Genomic DNA, 19,482 nt, shown 5'->3' with positions numbered 1-19,482 from the left:
AATTATGTATCTTTGCACGAATTTTGAAAGAAAATTAGATATAAAACATTTTTTATGATTAACCCAATTGTTAAGACGATCGAGCTTCCTGATGGCAGAACCATCACGCTCGAAACGGGAAAGCTGGCAAAACAGGCAGACGGTTCTGTAATGCTTCGTATGGGCAACACCATGCTTTTAGCTACTGTTTGTGCCGCCAAGGACGCAGTTCCCGGAACAGATTTCATGCCATTACAGGTAGAGTACAAAGAAAAATTCTCCGCATTCGGACGTTTCCCCGGCGGTTTCACAAAGCGCGAAGGACGCGCTTCTGACTACGAAATCCTCACTTGCCGCCTCGTTGACCGTGCTCTCCGCCCCTTATTCCCTGATAATTTCCATGCAGAGGTATACGTAAACATCATTCTTTTCTCAGCAGACGGCGTAGATATGCCCGACGCTCTGGCCGGACTCGCAGCTTCTGCCGCACTTGCAGTTTCAGATATCCCCTTCAACGGACCTATTTCCGAAGTACGCGTAGCACGCATCAACGGACAATTCGTCATCAACCCTACCTTCGAACAACTAGAACAAGCCGATATGGACTTGATGGTGGGCGCCACTTATGAAAACATCATGATGGTGGAAGGCGAAATGGACGAGGTTTCCGAGCAGGACTTGCTGGAAGCGATGAAGGCCGCACACGAAGCCATTAAGATTCAGTGCAAGGCACAGATGGAACTGGCAGAAGAAGTAGGCTCTACCGTGAAACGCGAATATTGCCACGAAGTGAACGACGAAGAACTCCGTAAGGCCGTTCACAACGCTTGCTACGACAAGGCTTATGCCATTGCCGCTTCCGGAAACAAGAACAAGCACGAACGCATGGATGCTTTCGATGCCATCCGCGAAGAATTCAAGGCACAGTTCTCCGAAGAAGAACTGGAAGAAAAGGCAGCCCTCATCGACCGTTACTATCACGATGTGGAAAAAGAGGCGATGCGCCGTTCCATTCTGGACGAAGGCAAGCGCCTTGACGGACGTAAGACGACCGAAATCCGTCCTATCTGGTGTGAGACCAGCTACCTGCCCGGCCCTCACGGTTCCGCTATCTTTACACGTGGCGAAACACAGTCTTTGTCTACTGTGACTTTAGGCACCAAGTTGGACGAGAAGATTATCGACGACGTATTGGAACACGGAAAAGAACGTTTCCTTCTGCACTACAACTTCCCTCCGTTCTCTACGGGCGAAGCCAAGGCACAGCGCGGTGTAGGCCGTCGTGAAATCGGCCACGGCCATCTGGCATGGCGTGCATTGAAGGGTCAGATTCCTGTAAACTATCCGTATGTAGTACGCGTGGTATCCGATATCCTCGAATCAAACGGTTCTTCTTCCATGGCTACCGTATGTGCCGGAACTCTGGCATTGATGGATGCAGGTGTGAAAATCAAGAAACCGGTATCAGGTATCGCCATGGGATTGATTAAGAATGCAGGCGAAGACAAATATGCCGTATTGTCCGACATCCTCGGTGATGAGGACCACTTGGGCGACATGGACTTCAAAGTGACCGGAACAAAAGACGGTATCACCGCCACTCAGATGGACATCAAAGTGGACGGTCTGTCATACGAAATCCTCGAAAAGGCATTGCTGCAGGCTAAAGAAGGCCGCGAATATATCTTGGGCAAAATCACCGAGTGCATTGCCGAGCCTCGCGAAGACCTGAAACCTCACGCTCCGCGTATCGAGACAATGACCATTCCCAAGGAATTCATCGGTGCTGTCATCGGCCCTGGTGGAAAGATTATCCAAGGTATGCAGGAAGAAACCGGTGCTACCATTACTATTGAAGAAGTGGACAACATCGGTAGAATCGAAATCGCCGGTACCAACAAGAAGAGCATCGATGATGCTATGCGTATCATCAAAGGGATTGTAGCTGTCCCCGAAGTAGGCGAAGTCTACAAAGGCAAGGTACGCTCCATTATGCCTTACGGTGCATTCGTTGAATTCCTGCCGGGTAAGGACGGCTTGCTCCATATCTCCGAAATCGACTGGAAACGTCTGGAAACAGTAGAAGAAGCCGGTATCAAGGAAGGTGATGAAATTGACGTAAAACTTCTCGACATCGACCCGAAGACCGGAAAATTTAAGCTGTCACGCAAAGTATTGCTTCCGAGGCCGGAAAGACAAGAAAGACCGGAAAAGAAATAAGAAATCTCTTATTCTTTAAGTATATAAAGCCTGGTGGAACCCCATCAGGCTTTCTTTTTGTCAATACTGCCAGAAATGGCTCTGAAAAAACAAGGCATAATGCTTGCATATTCCAAAAAGATTATGTTTTTTTGCTATGTAAAGCCTTATATTCCATAAAGAACCTCAATTAATGTCCGGTTTAAGGAGCCTACATACTATGAATCTTTTCTCACGCTTTTTCCAGGAAAACCAAGAAAAGTTTCTGGCTTTTGCTTATTCTTATCTCAGGGATAAAGCAGAAGCGGAAGACGTTGTGATGGAATCCATGATTGCCTTATGGGAAAACCGAGACCGCTGGGAAGAAAACAGTAACCTGCATGCCCTGCTGCTGACCATCATAAAGAACAAAGCCCTGCACGTACTCGAGCACAAGCAGGTGCGTCTGCGAGCGGAAGAAACCATCAGCAGCCACAACCTGCGCGAACTGGACTTACGCATCTCCACCTTGAAAGCCTGCGAACCGGACCAGATATTCAACACGGAAATACAGCATATCGTAAATAAGACCTTACAGGAAATGCCCGAGCAAAGCCGGAAGATATTCATGTTGAGCCGATACCAGAACCTGGCAAACAAGCAGATTGCCGATAGTCTGGACATATCACTTAAAACCGTAGAGGCACACATCACCAAAGTACTGCGGATTCTCCGGCTGAGACTGAAAGATTATCTTGTTACCATACTCATAATATTAATATCCTAAAAAATGCTTCTACGGAATAGGGTTACCGCCCACTTTCCGGTTATATATACAAAAGGTAAAAAGAGCACGTTTTAGAAAAGAAATAAATTATTGACAATGAACCAAGAGCTATTATATAAATATTTCAAAGGTATTACTTCCGTTGAAGAAGAAAAGATGATACTCGACTGGATAGACGCCTCGGATGAAAACCGGAACATCTTCCTGAAAGAGCGCATGATATACGACATTTCTTTGTTCTCGGACAAGCAGGGAAACAATGAAAAGAAAACGGTGCGCATCATGCCGATGCTCCGCTGGGCGGCCCGTATAGCCGCCGTCACCATTGTCGCCATTGCCGGTTATTTCATCACCTCCGACTTTTTATATAACAAGGAGGTGCAGTTGCAAACAGTCACTGTGCCTGCCGGACAACGGGCCCAAATTACCCTCGCCGATGGAACACGCGTATGGCTGAACTCCAAGTCCACCATGAAATATGCCGCCAACTTCGGACGCAACGAACGAAATGTGGAATTGGACGGAGAGGCCTACTTTGAAGTAGCCAAAAACAAGAATATCCCATTCTATGTACATACAGAAACGAACAAGGTAAAAGTTGTAGGAACGAGTTTCAACGTCTGTGCCTACAGTGGGAGCCATGAGTTCGGAACCACATTGGTGGAAGGTATCGTCGATATCTATCCGGCCAACAGCAGCCAGATAATCACCAGGTTGCAGAAAGACGAGGTATTTCTCAATGAAAACGGAAAATGTAGAAAGGCCGTCCTTCCTTCCTATGAATATCTACGCTGGAAAGAGGGACTATACTGTTTTGACGACGCTCCATTCAGCGGTATCCTCGGTAGACTGGAGAAATACTATAATGTAAAGATAACCGTTGCCAGTCCTCAACTGCTGAACTACGGCAGCTTTACCGGCAAGTTCAGAGAGCAGGACGGCATCGAACATATACTGCGGACCATCTCGAAAGACCATCCTTTCAAGTTCCGCATCAACGAAGAAAAGGATTCAATTGTTATATATGAGTAAGAAAAAAAGATCGGAAAGTACCCCCATACTTTCCGATCCGAAACAGTCAAAAATCGACCTTAATCAATTTATTAACTTAACACAGTGACAAAGATATGAGAAAAATTTTGTTGATGAGGCTTTTTTATCTAAAAAAATTAGATTTTAAGCAATTATTGCAAACCTATGAAAATCACATTATTCCTTCTCCTGCTTGTTATATTTCAGGTGTACAGCGGGAACTGCTACTCTCAGAATGCCAGGGTCAGCATTCAAAATGCCCGGCTGAGAGTAGGGCAAGTTCTCGAGCAAATTGAATCGCAAACAGAATACTTATTTGTATATAACAAACAGAACGTCGATGTACGCCGTACCGTCGACATCAATGCAAGCAACCAAACTGTTTCCGAAGTACTTGACCAAATGTTCAAAGGGACAGACATCAAGTATGTGATGGAAGGCAAAAACATCGTTTTAACCAAAAACAGCAGGAGTGCTGAGGATAAGACAGACACTCTGCAGGAAATGGCTACTGTAAGAGGAAAGGTGACGGACTCCAAAGGCGAACCGATTATCGGTGCCAACATTCTTGAAAAAGGGACCGCCAATGGTGTTATCACCAATACCGAAGGAGAATTTAGTATGAATATCCCTCCTTATGCCACTATTGTCGTATCCTACATCAGTTATGAACCGCAAACCATTGCCCTGAACGGTAGAAATAATCTCCACATCCGGATGGAAGAAAAGAGCCTCGCCCTGGAGCAAGTAGTGGTAACCGCCATGGGTATCCAGAAGAAAATGTCCTCATTGACCTATTCTACCCAACAAATAAGCAGCAGTGAGCTGACCCGTGCCAAAGAGCCGAACATGATTAATACACTGGCAGGAAAGACGGCCGGAGTACAAATCAATAAAACCGCCAATTTAGGAGGTTCTGCCAAAGTCGTCATTCGCGGTGCACACTCTGCATTTGCCAGCGGCAACAACCAGCCCTTGTACGTAATTGACGGTGTTCCTATGCTGAACAGCTCAACAGAATCCACCTCCACCGTAATCGGCGGTAACTACGATGGATTGAACCGTGATGCCGGTGACGGGATTTCCAACCTGAATCCGGACGACATAGAAAGCATCAACATCCTGAAAGGTTCTTCTGCCGCCGCGCTTTATGGTTCGCAGGCAGCTAATGGCGTCATTCTGATCACCACTAAAAAGGGAAAGGCCGGACTGCAGCGCGTTACATTCTCCTCCAACCTGACCGTAAGTCACGCCATCAGTACCCCCGAATTCCAAAATACATACGGCCGGAACGAAGATGGCGGTACGGCAAGCTGGGGTACAAAAGGCAATGTAACGGACTATGACAACATAGGCGAATTCTTCAGCAATGGCATCACCACTTTCAATTCGCTGGCCATCACTACCGGAAATGAAAAGGTACAAACTTATTTCTCATACGCCAACACCACGGCTAAAGGAATTGTGGACAATAACAAACTACAGAAGAATAACCTGAACCTACACGAAACGGCCAGCCTCTTCAACAACAAGCTGAAACTGGACGGCATTGCAACACTAATGACCCAAACCGTCAAGAACTCCCCTGCTACCGGCGGCTATTATCTGAATCCGCTGGTCAGCTTGTACAGTTTCCCACGTGGCGTAGACATGAGCACTTACAGAGAAAACTTTGAAACGTGGAATGCCGACCGCAATATGATGACACAAAACTGGATTGAAAAGAATGGAGATGGTACCGTCAGTGAATGGGGACAGAATCCCTACTGGCTGAAAAACCGCGTGCTCAGTGGCTACAAGCGTTATCGCGCTGTGGCATCGGCCAGAGCCAATCTGCACATTACGGACTACTTCAACCTGCAGGTACGGGGTAATGTGGATTATATCAGTGATAAATTCGACAATAAGATGTATGCCACTACAGCTCCCAACATCGCCGGCAAATACGAGGACAAGGAAAACGGACGTTACATCTGGTCGGACAGCCAGGAAATCCAAGTCTACGGTGACGCAATGGTCTTGTTCAACAAGGAATTTGATGACTTTTCCCTCAATACGGCACTGGGAGCCAGCATCAACATGAGTAAAGTCAATTCACTGACAATAGACTCAAGGCTTGCTTCCCTCTACAAACCGAATGTATTTACCGTCCCCAATGTAGTGATGGACTCCAAAGCAGCCGTAAATCAGAGCATCGACAGCAAACGCACGCTCCAATCAGTATTTGCCACCATGCAGTGGGGCTGGAAAGGACTACTATACTTGGACATTACCGCACGTAACGACTGGTCATCCACATTAGCCCACACAGACAGCAAGAATACCGGATTCTTCTATCCCTCCATAGGAGCTACCTGGATTCTTAACAAAACCTGCTCCCTGCCCAAATGGATAAGTTTTGCAAAAGTGCGCGCTTCATGGGCGGAAGTCGGTAATGACCTCCCGATAGGAATCACCAATCCGGTAGACATCATCATGGTAGGCGGCAGTATCAATGTAAATACCGTAGAACAGCGCGGTGACCTAAAACCGGAAATCAGCAGCTCCATCGAATTCGGTACAGAATGGCGCTTCTTCCATCACCGCTTCGGGATAGACTTCACTTGGTATCAGACCAATACCAAGAACCAGTTGTTGAGAATGGACAATCCTACGGGCTCCACCTATAAATACCGGTATGTCAATGCCGGAAAAATACGTAACCAGGGTTTTGAGCTGACGGTAGACGCCACTCCGCTACTATACAGAAACTTTTCGTGGAAGAGTCTCATCAACATGTCCGCCAACAAGAACAAAGTAGTGACCCTGCATCCTGACTATCCGGAATTTTCCTACTACGAAGAAGGTTTCAACGCAGGCTATCAGATGCGCGTCAAAGAAGGAGGCAGCCTGGGGGATATTTATGGAAATGCTTTCCGCCGTAACGAGGATGGCAGCATCATGGTTGATGAAACCAGCAAAAGACCTTTAGGAAATACCGGAAACAAGGATTTGCTTGGGAATGCCAATCCTGACTTCACCATGGGATGGAGCAACACACTTACCTACAAGAACCTGGAGCTCTATTTCCTGATAGATTTCCGCTTTGGCGGCGAAGTCATGTCACTGACACAGTCTGAGTTGGATGCCAACGGCGTGACCAAAGTCACCGAAGATGCCCGCGCCCGAGGATATGTAGAATACCAGGGACAGAAGTTCAACGACCCGAGAGCATTCTACAGCGCAGTAGGCGGCAGAAATGCCATCTCCGAATATTATATGTACGACGCAACCTGCATCAGACTCCGTGAAGTATCACTGAGCTATTCTTTCCCGAAAACGATACTGGAAAACAGTAGATTCATAAAGGGAATCGACGTATCATTGGCAGCGCGCAACTTGTGTTTCTTAAAGAAGGAAGCACCGTTCGACCCCGATGCAGTAATGTCCGTAGGCAACAACAATCAAGGAGTAGACGTGTTTGGCATGCCTACTACCCGGAATATCGGCTTTAACCTAAGATTAACCTTTTAAAATGAATACCTTATGAAAAACAAGTGCATCATATTCCTTTTCTGCCATAGCATATTGCTGCTTGCAGCTTGCACCGGCGGTTTTGAGAACGACAACGAAATCAAGGGAGGTTTCTCGGACGACAAAAAGGAAATAGATTTCCAGAACCTGACTGCTCCATTCGAACCCATACAGTCGGGTATCTACTTCAATATAGGTTCTGTTGGCTTAAATTGGGTATGGCAGATGACACAATCCCTGAACCATGACATGTTCTCCGGCTACTTCATGGACCCTATTCCTAAATTCATGAAATCCAACGCCTGCTACAACCTGAACTCAGGCTGGACCAATGCCGCATGGCAATGTACTTACGGATATGTCTACACGGAGGTGCAGAAGGCAGAAAAGAACTTTTATGGCAATGACAACTTGAAAGGCTACCTCGGCATTACCGAAATTTTGAAAGTGGAACTGATGCACCGCATTGCCGATACATACGGTCCGCTGGTCTACCATCAACTGGGTGAGACACCCCGGGTTTACGGACTGCAAGAAGCCTATACACGCTTCTTTGCAGACCTGGACGAAGGGCAGCAATTGATAAGGGAATACCTGGACGAGGGCGGTGACAACAACAAATTCAAAGAGTATGATATGCTGACCAACGGCAAGACCTTGAAGGAGTGGTTAAAGTTTGCCAACTCACTACGTTTGCGCCTTGCCATGCGCATCTCCAATGTGGATGCAACACTTGCCAAAGACCAAGCAACCAAAGCACTGAATGACAATCAAGGTGTACTGGAAGGTGCAAGGGAAACCATCGCTGTAATGGGCAAGAACTATATCAATCCTTTGTGTGCCGTTGCCGGTTGGGGTGAAGTCTACATGAATGCCTCGATGGAATCCATTATCAACGGTTATGAGGACCCGCGTGGCAAGAAATGGTATAACACCGCCCTTCTCGAAGGTTATCAAAAACAGTTGTTAGGCATTCCCATCGGGTTACCCATGAAAGACGGTGACGCCAACATTTACAGTTTTTGCTCTTCCCTCAACACAAGTACCATCGGCGAAAAGACCGGAGCCGTATTGATGAGTGCGGCAGAAGTCTGGCTGCTCAGGGCCGAAGCAGCCCTCCGTGGCTATACCAAAGAGAATCCCCGCACATGCTATGAATACGGGGTAAGTACTTCATTTACACAGTGGGACTGTGCCGGTGCCTCCGAATATCTGGAAAGCGACAAAACCCCTGCCGATTATAAAGATGTAGTCTCAGGCGGCAAGGTAGGCAAGGACATGAAAGCCTTGATTACCATATCCCCCAAATGGGAAGAAGATGCAGACATAGAGACGAAACTCGAAAAGATTATTACCCAGAAGTGGCTGGCATGCTGGCCCGAAAGTTATGAGGCATGGGCTGAGCAACGCCGTACCGGATACCCCAAACTTTTCAAGGTCCAAAACAACACCGGAAAAGTGATTGATACGGATATCATGATCCGCCGCCTTCCGTTCTCAACGGACGCCGCCACTGCCGACCCGGCACAATACGCCACCCTCACGGAAAAACTGGGTGGCGCAGATAACGGCGCCACCCGCCTTTGGTGGGATACGGGGAAAAACTCTTTCTAGAACAGACTCCACGCAACCGTAAGCCCTGCCATCACAATGGCTACCATGCTCATCAGCTTGATTAGGATATTCAAGCTCGGACCGGATGTGTCCTTGAACGGGTCTCCTACGGTGTCACCCACGACTGTAGCCTTGTGGACTTCACTGCCTTTGCCGCCAAAGTTGCCTTCTTCCACATACTTTTTGGCATTATCCCATGCACCACCGGCATTTGCCATGAAGATGGCAAGCACGAAACCACTGCTCAATCCGCCAATCAGCAGGCCGAGCACACCGGGAACACCGAAAATAAGTCCCGTCGCAATCGGAGCAATGATAGCTATCAGTGACGGAATCACCATCTCGCGTTGCGCCCCTTTCGTCGAGATTGCCACACAACGCTCATAATCAGGCTCCGTTTCTCCCGTAAGGATTCCCTTGATTTCGCGGAACTGGCGGCGCACTTCGTCTACCATATGGGCCGCTGCACGCCCTACCGCATTCATCGTCAATCCACAGAAAAGAAATGCCATCATCGAGCCCAGAAACATACCGGAAAGAACTTTCGGATTCATCAGCGTCACATCGTAGTGATGCATAAAGTCGAAGAAAGTGGCATCTTGAAGAGCCACGGCATCGCCATGAGGAAGCGACAGTTCGGTAGTCCCGAGGCGGGTCAGCCCGATACGGATTTCCTCGACATAAGAGGCCAGCAAAGCCAATCCCGTCAAAGCGGCGGAACCGATGGCAAAGCCTTTGCCCGTAGCGGCTGTAGTATTGCCCAAGGAGTCAAGCGCATCGGTACGCTTACGCACCTCTTCACCCAGACCGGACATTTCCGCATTGCCACCCGCGTTGTCAGCTATCGGTCCGTAAGCATCTGTAGCAAGCGTGATGCCCAATGTAGAAAGCATACCTACTGCGGCAATGCCAATACCATAGAGCCCCAGACCCACATTAGAGAAGTCGAAGCCCGAAGCAAAGAGATAAGAAGCAATGATACCTATCACCACGGCAATCACCGGAATAGCCGTAGAAAGCATTCCCAAGCCTATACCGGAAATTATGACTGTCGCCGGACCGGTCTTTCCGCTTTCACTCAGCTTTTGGGTAGGACGGTAGGATTGGGAAGTATAGTACTCCGTAGACCGCCCGATGATGATACCTACTATCAAACCCACTATCACGGAGCAGGAAATCCACAGCCAGTTGTCCAACTTCAGCAACCACAGGATAAAGAAAGTGGCGACAACTATCAAAATAGAGCTGAGATTAGTACCGAAAGCCAGTGAGTTCAGCAAGTCCTTCATCTTCGCATTCTCTTTGGTACGCACGGAGAAGATACCGATAATGGAAAGCAATATTCCGACGGCTGCAATCAGCATCGGAGCGATTACGGCCTTGAACTGCATCAGCGTATCACCCGAGTGGATAAAAGCCGCAGCACCGAGGGCAGCCGTAGCAAGGATAGAACCGCAATAACTTTCGTACAAATCAGCCCCCATACCTGCCACGTCGCCTACATTGTCGCCTACATTATCCGCAATCGTGGCAGGATTACGCGGGTCGTCTTCGGGAATACCGGCTTCCACCTTTCCCACAAGGTCGGCACCTACATCGGCAGCCTTTGTATAGATACCGCCACCTACGCGTGCAAACAATGCCTGCGTGGAAGCGCCCATACCGAAAGTCAGCATGGTAGTGGTAATGATGCAGAGTTTATGGGTGGGAGTCATTACATCTTCCGGAATTACAGCATTCAGCAACAGATACCAGAAAGATATATCAAGCAAGCCAAGGCCAACCACTACCAGTCCCATCACCGCACCGCTACGGAAAGCCACGCGTAGTCCGGCATTCAGCGATGTGCGTGCCGCATTGGCAGTGCGAGCCGATGCGTAGGTGGCCGTCTTCATACCCAAAAAGCCGGAAAGTCCGGAAAAGAATCCTCCGGTAAGGAAAGCAATCGGCACCCAGGAGTTCTGCACTCCGAAACCGTATGCCATAATGGAGAAAAGGATAACCAGCCCCAGAAATACCCAGCCCACAATCTTGTATTGTTGGCGAAGGTAAGACATAGCACCTTTGCGCACAGCAGCGGCAATCTTAATCATCTGAGGCGTACCCTCACTCTCTTTCATCATCTGACGATGGAAATACCAGGCAAAACAAAGTGCCATAATAGAAGCGGCTGGAACCAGCCAGAATAGGATTTGGTCCATAGCATTTATTCGTATTAAAAGGTTGAACGAAAGCCTAAAAATATTGATTTGAAACGAAATAAGCAAATGAAAAAGAAAAGAAATCCAAGCAAGCATGTATTTATACTGGCGAATAAAACAACAAGCAGTACCCTTTTTTACCTATTTTTTGTATTTAATGAGAAGAACAGAGCACATATAGATATATATTACAACTTTTATAGTACCTTTGCAACAAGTAAACAAGCTAAAAACAAAGGCATTATGAAACCAATCTATTCTAACCTGACATGCAAGATGCTGGCTTTGACATTATGCAGCATTATGCTGGCATTCCTATCCATAGGATGCGAACATGACGTCTACAATCCCGATAATGGAAAAGACGATGAGAAGACTCCCAACTCTTTTGATTTTTCTACGACATCTTCCATCCAAGTAAACGTAAAGTATGATGTCCCCGAAGGCTATAAAGTACTTTTTGAAATCTATCTTGAAGACCCGTTCACGATTGACAAAGATGGCCAGATTATAAAACGCACAGACCTGGAACCGGTCATCAGACGCATGACAGACGGTAACGGTGCATATAGCGGCAAGGAAATCATCAATTCGGACCATGGGGACGAAGCATATATCTATACTTCTTATATAGGGGTCCCCACCCTCTTCAAAACAGTTATTGCAGGAGATGCCATTACTGCCGACATCAAATGGGATTCCACCGATGATAATCCGCAAACACGGGCGGAGGGATGGCAGGCACCCAAAGGATACCATGTATTAGGAACATGGAGCTCCAAAGGATATCCTCATTATTTAGACACAGACAACAAAATCACAATTCCCGGTGATGTATTGACAATCATCAATACGACCTTGAAGGAAGGAGGCACATGCCCTAAGCAATACCGACAAGCCATAGATTTTGAAATCAATGATCCGGAAGGGCGCAATGCGGAAGTATCCATCCGGATAATTGGAGGAACCAGCGGTGCAGCGAGCGCCTTTGGCTATTATTGCTATAGGGCAGACGCATCTTTAAGTGAAATTAAAAAAGCCCCCAAATGCATTGTTTTTCCAAACACTCTGATGGATAATTATTATAATAAAAAGGCTTCCGGACTACAAGGCGGTGAAAGTGTAAAGCTTCATTACATAGACCCCGACGGAGTGGACCAAGGCACCGTATTTCCCAATGGAGTAAAAATCGGATGGTTCCTATTGAATGACAGCTTCTATGGCGGAAACAATAAGCCTTTCTACTCTACTACAAAGCTGAATGGGGACGGCCGTACACATACAGCCGCATTCCGCATCGATGATTTTGTCGTATTGTCCTTTGAAGATTGGACAGACCAAGACTATAATGATATACAATTCAACGTATGGTCCAACCCCATCGAAGCCATCATCAATCCGGATATTCCTGATATCAAACCTGACGGTGGCAACGAGGATAAGAAATACAGTCTGGAATACAAAGGAATCATCGCTTTCGAAGATAATTGGCCCAGAAAGGGTGACTATGACTTGAATGATGTTATTGTAAAATACCAGTCCGTATTGAACTTCAATGATGCCAATCAGGCCCTTTCTACAGAAGACACCTATGAGTTGCTTTGGTCCGGTGCCACTTTCAAAAATGGTTTCGCTTACCAACTGAATACAGAACGCAGCAATATGTCAACTGAAATATTGGAAGCCCCCACAACTTTCAACGGACAAGGACTGGATACAGACCTTTCCAAAGCTACCGTCAATGTATTTCTAAGTGCGCTCGATGTAACAGAGAGAAATACAAAAACCGCTACATATAAGATAAAGAACACCTTCAAGACTCCACTATCACACGAAACGCTTGGAATTCCCCCTTATAATCCATTCATCATGGTACATGACGAATTGAAAGAATCACGCATCGAAGTGCATTTGGTCAACTATCCTCCTACTGAAAAGGCAGACATGGCTCTATTCCATACCGAAGAGGATTTGTCCTCTGTACCGACAAGCTATTATGTAGCCAATGGCAACTATCCTTTTGCCATTCATCTAAGTGGAGCCACAAACTTCAATACTCCTGAAACCCACCCGATAGACAAGAGCTTTGAACATTTTATGGATTGGGTCAATTCCAATGGAACAGATTATAAGGATTGGTACAAATAACCGATAAAAGATACTCCTTATAAAGAAAATGGCAACCATTCACAGGGTTGCCATTTCTTATATCTTCCTATGTTGTAATATAGTAGAGCGAACTTATTCCACCGTTACAGCCGTACCGCATGCCGTAACCATCAACATGCTGCCACTGCCTCCTACCGTTTCATAGTCCAAGTCTACACCAATCACGGCATTGGCACCCATAGCACGGGCATGTTCTTGCATCTCGCGCAAGGCTATATCTTTAGCTTCGCGCAGCACTTCTTCATAAGAGCCACTTCGCCCACCCACCACGTCGCGGATGCTGGCAAAGAAATCGCGGAATACATTGGCACCGATAATCGTTTCACCGGAAACGATGCCATAATAGCGGGTGATACGTCCACCCTCAATAGTCGGGGTTGTTGTTACTAACATAATTCATTTTTTTAGTTGTTGACATATTAGACGCAAGGAATGAAAGAAAGGTTGCAAAGCTTTGCTTTGGTCAGAACATCCGGCTGACACGAACTATACCTGCCACCAGCACATCTATCTCCTCCCGGGTATTGTAAAGCCCGAAAGATGCACGCACTGTTCCTTCGATGCCAAGACGCTGCATCAATGGTTGGGCACAGTGATGTCCCGTGCGTACGGCAATGCCAAGACGGTCGAGCAATGTACCCATATCAAAATGATGGATATCACCTACCAGAAACGATATGACACTACCCTTGTCTTCTGCCTCGCCGAAGATACGCATACCGGGAATCTCTTTCAGCCGTTGCATGGCATACTGGGTCAATTCGTGTTCATAGGCGGCAATCTTGTCCATCCCAACCAGCGAAACGTAGTCCAAAGCTTTGGCAAGTCCGGTAGTACCGATATAATCCGGCGTACCGGCTTCAAACTTGAAGGGCAATTCATTGAAGGTAGTCTTTTCAAAAGATACATGCTGAATCATCTCTCCACCGCCCTGATAGGGAGGTATTCTATCCAGCCACTCCTCTTTACCATAAAGCACCCCTACCCCCGTAGGACCATACACCTTGTGCGCAGAGAAAACGAAGAAATCGGCATCCAGATCCTGCACATCTACCGGCATGTGGGGAATGGACTGGGCACCGTCCACAAGCACCGGAACACCCTGCTCATGGGCAAAAGCAATCATCTCCTTGACGGGATTGACCGTACCCAGCACATTGGAAACATGCGCCACACTGACAATCCTGGTACGTTCGGAGAACAACTGCCTATATTCGTCCAATAAGAGTTCGCCCTTGTCATTCATCGGAATCACCTTGATGGTAATTCCACGCTTGGCGGCAAGCAGCTGCCAGGGAACAATGTTGCTATGGTGTTCCATCACAGAAAGAATCACCTCATCCCCCTCCTGCATAAATTCCTCACCAAAGCTGGAGACAAGCAGGTTGATACTCTCCGTCGTACCACGGGTGAAGACAATCTCATTCGTGCTGCGAGCATTGATGAAACGTCTCACCGTCTCACGCGAGGCCTCGTGCAGCTCTGTAGCCTGCTGCGACAGGAAGTGCACTCCGCGATGCACATTGGCATTCACCGAATAATATTCGTCCGTAATGGCATTTACTACCTGGCGAGGTTTCTGCGTAGTCGCGCCGTTGTCCAGATAGACCAACGGCTTGCCATATACCTCACGGGAAAGGATAGGGAAATCAGCTCGAAGCCTCTCCCCCAGCCCCTCTCCCATAGGGAGGGGAGCCAAGATACTACTCTTATTTATATCGTTGTTCATAATGAATCGAAATTATAAGCTATCACTTGCAGATGGCGCACCCCTGGCATTTGTTCAGTTCCCCCCGGAAACGCTTCTCTACCAGCAGATGCAGACGGTCTTTCAAAGCATCCAAACGGATGGTGTCGATAACTTCGTTGACAAAAGCGAACATCAGCAACAGGCGCGCCTCGCGCACCGGGATACCACGCTGCCGCATATAGAAGAGAGCGCTTTCATCGAGCTGCCCCACCGTAGCGCCGTGACTGCACTTCACGTCATCTGCATAAATCTCCAGCTGAGGCTGGGTGTACATATGTGCATCTCGGGTGGCACAAAGATTGCGGTTGGTCTGTTGCGAACTGGTGTGCTGTGCGTCAGGGCGCACTAAAACCAGACCGGCAAAGGCACCTACAGCCTGCTCGTCAAGGACATACTTATAAAGCTCATTGCTGGTACAGTTGGGCACGGCATGGTCGATTGTCGTATGATTGTCCACATGCTGATTCTTGTCTGCAATGGCCATACCGCACAGATTCAGCTCCGCATGTTCACCGACAAGCGTCACACGGGTTGTATTCCGTGTAGTTCCGTTGTGCAAGGTCATACCATTCAGCAATACATTACTATTGGCTTCCTGCTTTACATACATATTGCTGATACGTACCGTACTGGTGTGTGTCTCTTCGAGTTCATAAAAATCGAAAATGGCATTCTCACCGGCAAAGATTTCTATCACCTGCGTTGCCAGGAAGTTCACGCCGTCCATCGCATGATCACACACCAACAAGCGGGCTTGTGCACCCTCCTCCAGAATAATCAGCACACGGCGGTTCACCATAAAATTGACGTCACCACGCAGGATATTCACCAGCTGAATAGGTTTCTCTACCACCACGTTCTTAGGAACATAAAACAGAACGCCGTCTTGTGCAAAAGCGGTGTTGAACGCCGTCACCCCATCCTCTGCCGTATCAGCCAACTTGCCATAATATTTCTTCACCAAATCGGGATGTTTCCCGGCCACCTCCTTCAGGCTGCCGAAGATAACCCCTTCAGGCAGATGGGACTTGGGCAAAGCCCTGCCATAAAAAGCATCGTTCACCACAAAATAAAGAGCAGTGCTCATATTGGGAACATCGCACTTGAACACTTCATAAGGGTTCACCGGAATTTCCAACCGGTTCAAGTTCAAGCCATAATCCGGCTCAAAGAACTTGCTGATATCCGTATATTTGTATTTCTCCTCCTTACGGGTGGGAAAGCCCAAGCGCTCAAAGTCAGCAAAAGCAACGGCACGCGGCGCATTCAGCACCTCGGCACTATGCCGGCATATCATCGCCTCCGTTTGGGAGAAAAGGTCTATGTATTGTTGCTCTACACTCATGTTTTCAGATTATGAGTTTATAATTCACCTGCTTCTTTCCTTATCCAATCGAAGCCACGTGTTTCAATCTCCTTCGCCAATTCCGGTCCACCGGTCTTTACGATACGTCCACCCAGCAGTACATGTACCGTATCGGGTTTGATATAGTCCAACAACCGCTGGTAGTGGGTAATGACCATAGCACTGGTTTCCGCAGTCTTGAGTTTGTTGAAACCGTCGGCCACAATACGCAAAGCATCCACATCCAATCCGGAATCCGTCTCGTCCAAAATAGCAAAAGTCGGTTCCAACATCGCCATCTGGAATATCTCGTTACGCTTCTTTTCACCGCCGCTGAAACCTTCGTTCACGCTACGGTTGGCCAGCTTGTTGTCCAACTCCACAATGGCACGCTTCTCGCGCATCAGCTTCAGGAACTCACTGGCCGACAAAGCAGGCAGATGGCGGTACTTGCGTTGCTCATTCACAGCCGCACGCATGAAGTTCACCATCGACACGCCCGGAATCTCTACCGGAGCCTGGAAAGAAAGAAAGATTCCTTCATGTGCACGGTCCTCAGGACTCATGGCAAGCAAGTCCTTGCCATTAAAGGTAATTGAGCCGCGCGTCACTTCGTAAGCAGGATGGCCAACCAACACATTACTCAACGTACTTTTACCAGCACCGTTCTGTCCCATCAGTGCATGTACTTCTCCATCACGTATGGTCAAGTTGATGCCTTTCAATATTTCTTTGCCATTGATGCTGGCATGCAGGTCTTTTATCTCTAACATCTTTATATTTACTATTTGACTATTTACAATTTACTATTTATAAATCACCCCACGCTTCCTTCCAGCGAAATGGCAAGCAATTTCTGCGCTTCTACGGCAAACTCCATCGGAAGTTTATTCAAAACTTCTTTGGCATAACCGTTCACAATCAGCCCCACGGCATCTTCCGTAGAAATACCGCGCTGATTGCAGTAGAATATCTGGTCCTCACTGATTTTGCTGGTAGTGGCCTCATGCTCCACGATGGCCGTTTCATTGTGAATATCCATGTAGGGGAAAGTATGCGCGCCGCATTTGTCACCAAGTAGCAAGGAGTCGCACTGGCTGTAATTACGAGCATTGTCCGCTTTCTGTGCCACGCGCACCAAGCCGCGGTAAGAGTTTTCGCTCTTTCCGGCAGAAATGCCTTTGCTCACAATGGTGCTCCGGGTATTCTTGCCCAGATGAATCATCTTTGTTCCCGTGTCTGCCTGCTGATGGTTATTGGTTACTGCCACACTATAGAACTCCGCTGTCGAATTGTCGCCGGAAAGGATGCAAGACGGATACTTCCAGGTAATGGCCGAACCTGTTTCCACTTGTGTCCAAGACAGTTTACTGTCCACCCCTTTACAATGGCCACGCTTCGTCACAAAGTTATAGACACCACCCCGGCCCTCGGCATCACCGGGATACCAGTTCTGCACGGTGCTGTATTTCACTTCTGCACGGTCGTGCACCACAATTTCCACAATGGCCGCGTGCAACTGGTTCTCGTCACGCATCGGAGCCGTACACCCTTCCAGATAAGAAACGTACGAATCATCATCCGCCACAATCAAGGTTCTTTCGAACTGCCCCGTATTGCGGGCATTGATGCGGAAATAGGTGGACAACTCCATCGGACAACGTACCCCCTTCGGGATATAGACAAAAGAACCGTCGGAGAACACCGCCGAGTTCAGTGCCGCAAAGAAGTTGTCACGATAAGGCACCACCGAACCGAGATATTTCTGTACCAAGTCGGGATGCTCGCGTACAGCCTCGCTGAATGAGCAGAAGATGATTCCTTTCTCCATCAGCGTCTCCTTGAAGGTAGTCTTTACAGACACCGAGTCCATAACGGCATCCACAGCCATACCGCTTAACGCCATCTGCTCTTCCAGCGGAATGCCCAGCTTATTGAAAGTCTTTATCAACTCAGGGTCCACCTCATCCATGCTTTTCGGTCCTTCCTTCTTCTTCGTAGGGTCGGCATAGTAGGATATGGCCTGATAATCTATTTCGGGAATGCGGAGATGTGCCCATGTAGGCATCTCCAATGTCAGCCAGTGGCGATATGCCTTCAGGCGGAACTCCAGCAACCATTCCGGTTCTCCCTTCTTCTCAGAGATAAGCCGCACTACATCTTCATTCAGCCCGCGCTCAATGATGTCTGTATGCACGTCGGTCGTGAAACCGTACTTATACTTCTCCTGAGTGAGTTCCTTTACATATTTATTGGGTTCTTCTTGTTGCATCACTTCTATAATTACAAATTATGAATTACAAAATCACGGTTCACGGTATCAGTCAAAGTCTCCGTTTACAATCTGCTCCGTAACCGCCTTTGCCGCGGGAAAGAATATCCCGGCAAACTCTTCCATAGGATAATATAACACTGATTCTTTCTTTTTTGTTTTGCTAATCAGCGTATTGTCTCCGTCTATAAATTCGATGACACCAATCAGCAGGCTCGTCAGCAGGAGGTACTTCAAAGCCCCTAGACCAGCCCCCAACCAATGATTGAGCCAGCCCAGCGAGACGGCCTCCATTGCCCGGGTCAGCAGAGAAGCCACCAGGGAGAAGAGCAAAGGAACAGCCAGCCAGATGAAGACAAATGCCAGTACTTGCGCCACTGTCATAGAGTCTGTCAACGTGGGGCACAGCTTCACTGCCAACGAGGCATACAAAGCCTTTGCCGCCAGCAGACCGACAATCAGCCCCAGCAGAGAGGCCAATTGCTTCACAAAACCTTTCATGAAGCCGATGATTGCGCCCAAGCCGAAAGCAGCCAATATGATGATATCTATAATTGCCATAAAATTAATGTACCAATGTGACAATATGCTAATGTACCAATATGCTAATGGGTCAATGAGCAAATAACTAATATGCAAAAT

The 19,482-nt window shown here is 47.7% G+C and carries 13 protein-coding genes; 6 read left to right on the top strand and 7 right to left on the bottom strand.

Annotated features, from left to right (window positions below):
• The first annotated feature begins 54 nt into the window (after window positions 1–54).
• The 5 genes from pnp (at window position 55) to DW896_RS12590 (ending at window position 9,103) form a co-directional block, all read left to right on the top strand.
• Window positions 55–2,199 carry a polyribonucleotide nucleotidyltransferase gene (pnp, locus tag DW896_RS12610; protein ID WP_009037364.1) on the top strand — a complete coding sequence of 715 codons (2,145 nt, stop codon included), beginning with the start codon at window positions 55–57 and terminating at the stop codon, window positions 2,197–2,199.
• Window positions 2,200–2,371: 172 nt separating this feature from the next.
• Window positions 2,372–2,944 carry an RNA polymerase sigma-70 factor gene (locus DW896_RS12605; RefSeq protein WP_005833682.1) on the top strand — a complete coding sequence of 191 codons (573 nt, stop codon included), beginning with the start codon at window positions 2,372–2,374 and terminating at the stop codon, window positions 2,942–2,944.
• Window positions 2,945–3,040: 96 nt separating this feature from the next.
• Window positions 3,041–3,976 (top strand): FecR family protein, encoded by a 936-nt coding sequence (locus DW896_RS12600; protein WP_005833683.1) that lies wholly within the window; start codon window positions 3,041–3,043, stop codon window positions 3,974–3,976.
• 165 nt (window positions 3,977–4,141) lie between these two features.
• On the top strand, window positions 4,142–7,489 hold the full coding sequence (locus tag DW896_RS12595) for a SusC/RagA family TonB-linked outer membrane protein (RefSeq protein ID WP_119993312.1): 3,348 nt from the start codon (window positions 4,142–4,144) through the stop codon (window positions 7,487–7,489).
• 12 nt (window positions 7,490–7,501) lie between these two features.
• Entirely contained in the window at window positions 7,502–9,103 is a 1,602-nt protein-coding gene (locus DW896_RS12590) for a SusD/RagB family nutrient-binding outer membrane lipoprotein (protein ID WP_009037366.1), read from the top strand.
• Here DW896_RS12590 and DW896_RS12585 read toward each other — a convergent pair.
• Window positions 9,100–11,304: a sodium-translocating pyrophosphatase gene (locus tag DW896_RS12585; RefSeq protein ID WP_009037367.1), complete on the bottom strand. Its 2,205-nt coding sequence runs from the start codon at window positions 11,302–11,304 to the stop codon at window positions 9,100–9,102. The two genes, DW896_RS12590 and DW896_RS12585, sit on opposite strands and share 4 nt — an antisense overlap.
• A gap of 66 nt (window positions 11,305–11,370) precedes the next feature.
• Here DW896_RS12585 and DW896_RS12580 point away from each other — a divergent pair, with 66 nt between their 5' ends.
• Entirely contained in the window at window positions 11,371–13,452 is a 2,082-nt protein-coding gene (locus tag DW896_RS12580) for an LruC domain-containing protein (protein ID WP_055288448.1), read from the top strand.
• 93 nt (window positions 13,453–13,545) lie between these two features.
• Here DW896_RS12580 and DW896_RS12575 read toward each other — a convergent pair whose 3' ends face one another.
• From DW896_RS12575 to DW896_RS12550, 6 genes are all read right to left on the bottom strand, one after another.
• Entirely contained in the window at window positions 13,546–13,866 is a 321-nt protein-coding gene (locus tag DW896_RS12575; RefSeq protein WP_005824368.1) for a heavy metal-binding domain-containing protein, read from the bottom strand.
• A gap of 70 nt (window positions 13,867–13,936) precedes the next feature.
• On the bottom strand, window positions 13,937–15,157 hold the full coding sequence (locus DW896_RS12570) for a cysteine desulfurase (protein ID WP_050756854.1): 1,221 nt from the start codon (window positions 15,155–15,157) through the stop codon (window positions 13,937–13,939).
• A 67-nt stretch (window positions 15,158–15,224) separates the two neighbouring features.
• On the bottom strand, window positions 15,225–16,568 hold the full coding sequence (sufD, locus tag DW896_RS12565) for a Fe-S cluster assembly protein SufD (protein WP_009037370.1): 1,344 nt from the start codon (window positions 16,566–16,568) through the stop codon (window positions 15,225–15,227).
• A 17-nt stretch (window positions 16,569–16,585) separates the two neighbouring features.
• A complete protein-coding gene (gene sufC / locus DW896_RS12560) occupies window positions 16,586–17,341 on the bottom strand; it encodes a Fe-S cluster assembly ATPase SufC (protein ID WP_005824362.1) in 756 nt (251 codons plus the stop codon).
• Between the two features lie 44 nt (window positions 17,342–17,385).
• Entirely contained in the window at window positions 17,386–18,840 is a 1,455-nt protein-coding gene (sufB, locus tag DW896_RS12555; protein WP_005824359.1) for a Fe-S cluster assembly protein SufB, read from the bottom strand.
• Between the two features lie 48 nt (window positions 18,841–18,888).
• Window positions 18,889–19,401 (bottom strand): CvpA family protein, encoded by a 513-nt coding sequence (locus tag DW896_RS12550; protein ID WP_117688914.1) that lies wholly within the window; start codon window positions 19,399–19,401, stop codon window positions 18,889–18,891.
• Window positions 19,402–19,482: the final 81 nt, after the last annotated feature.

This window comes from Bacteroides sp. AM41-16 (genome assembly GCF_003603495.1).
GTDB lineage: Bacteria > Bacteroidota > Bacteroidia > Bacteroidales > Bacteroidaceae > Bacteroides > Bacteroides uniformis.
This window is presented reverse-complemented; position numbering and strand designations above follow the sequence as displayed.

Coding starts and splice junctions, on each gene's coding strand:
- DW896_RS12575 (WP_005824368.1), bottom strand. CDS start 13,866: ATGTTAGTAACAACAACCCCGACTATTGAGGGTGGACGTATCACCCGC.
- DW896_RS12570 (WP_050756854.1), bottom strand. CDS start 15,157: ATGGGAGAGGGGCTGGGGGAGAGGCTTCGAGCTGATTTCCCTATCCTT.
- DW896_RS12605 (WP_005833682.1), top strand. CDS start 2,372: ATGTCCGGTTTAAGGAGCCTACATACTATGAATCTTTTCTCACGCTTT.
- DW896_RS12595 (WP_119993312.1), top strand. CDS start 4,142: ATGAAAATCACATTATTCCTTCTCCTGCTTGTTATATTTCAGGTGTAC.
- DW896_RS12590 (WP_009037366.1), top strand. CDS start 7,502: ATGAAAAACAAGTGCATCATATTCCTTTTCTGCCATAGCATATTGCTG.
- DW896_RS12580 (WP_055288448.1), top strand. CDS start 11,371: ATGAAAAAGAAAAGAAATCCAAGCAAGCATGTATTTATACTGGCGAAT.
- DW896_RS12550 (WP_117688914.1), bottom strand. CDS start 19,401: ATGGCAATTATAGATATCATCATATTGGCTGCTTTCGGCTTGGGCGCA.
- sufB (WP_005824359.1), bottom strand. CDS start 18,840: ATGCAACAAGAAGAACCCAATAAATATGTAAAGGAACTCACTCAGGAG.
- sufD (WP_009037370.1), bottom strand. CDS start 16,568: ATGAGTGTAGAGCAACAATACATAGACCTTTTCTCCCAAACGGAGGCG.
- DW896_RS12585 (WP_009037367.1), bottom strand. CDS start 11,304: ATGGACCAAATCCTATTCTGGCTGGTTCCAGCCGCTTCTATTATGGCA.
- pnp (WP_009037364.1), top strand. CDS start 55: ATGATTAACCCAATTGTTAAGACGATCGAGCTTCCTGATGGCAGAACC.
- DW896_RS12600 (WP_005833683.1), top strand. CDS start 3,041: ATGAACCAAGAGCTATTATATAAATATTTCAAAGGTATTACTTCCGTT.
- sufC (WP_005824362.1), bottom strand. CDS start 17,341: ATGTTAGAGATAAAAGACCTGCATGCCAGCATCAATGGCAAAGAAATA.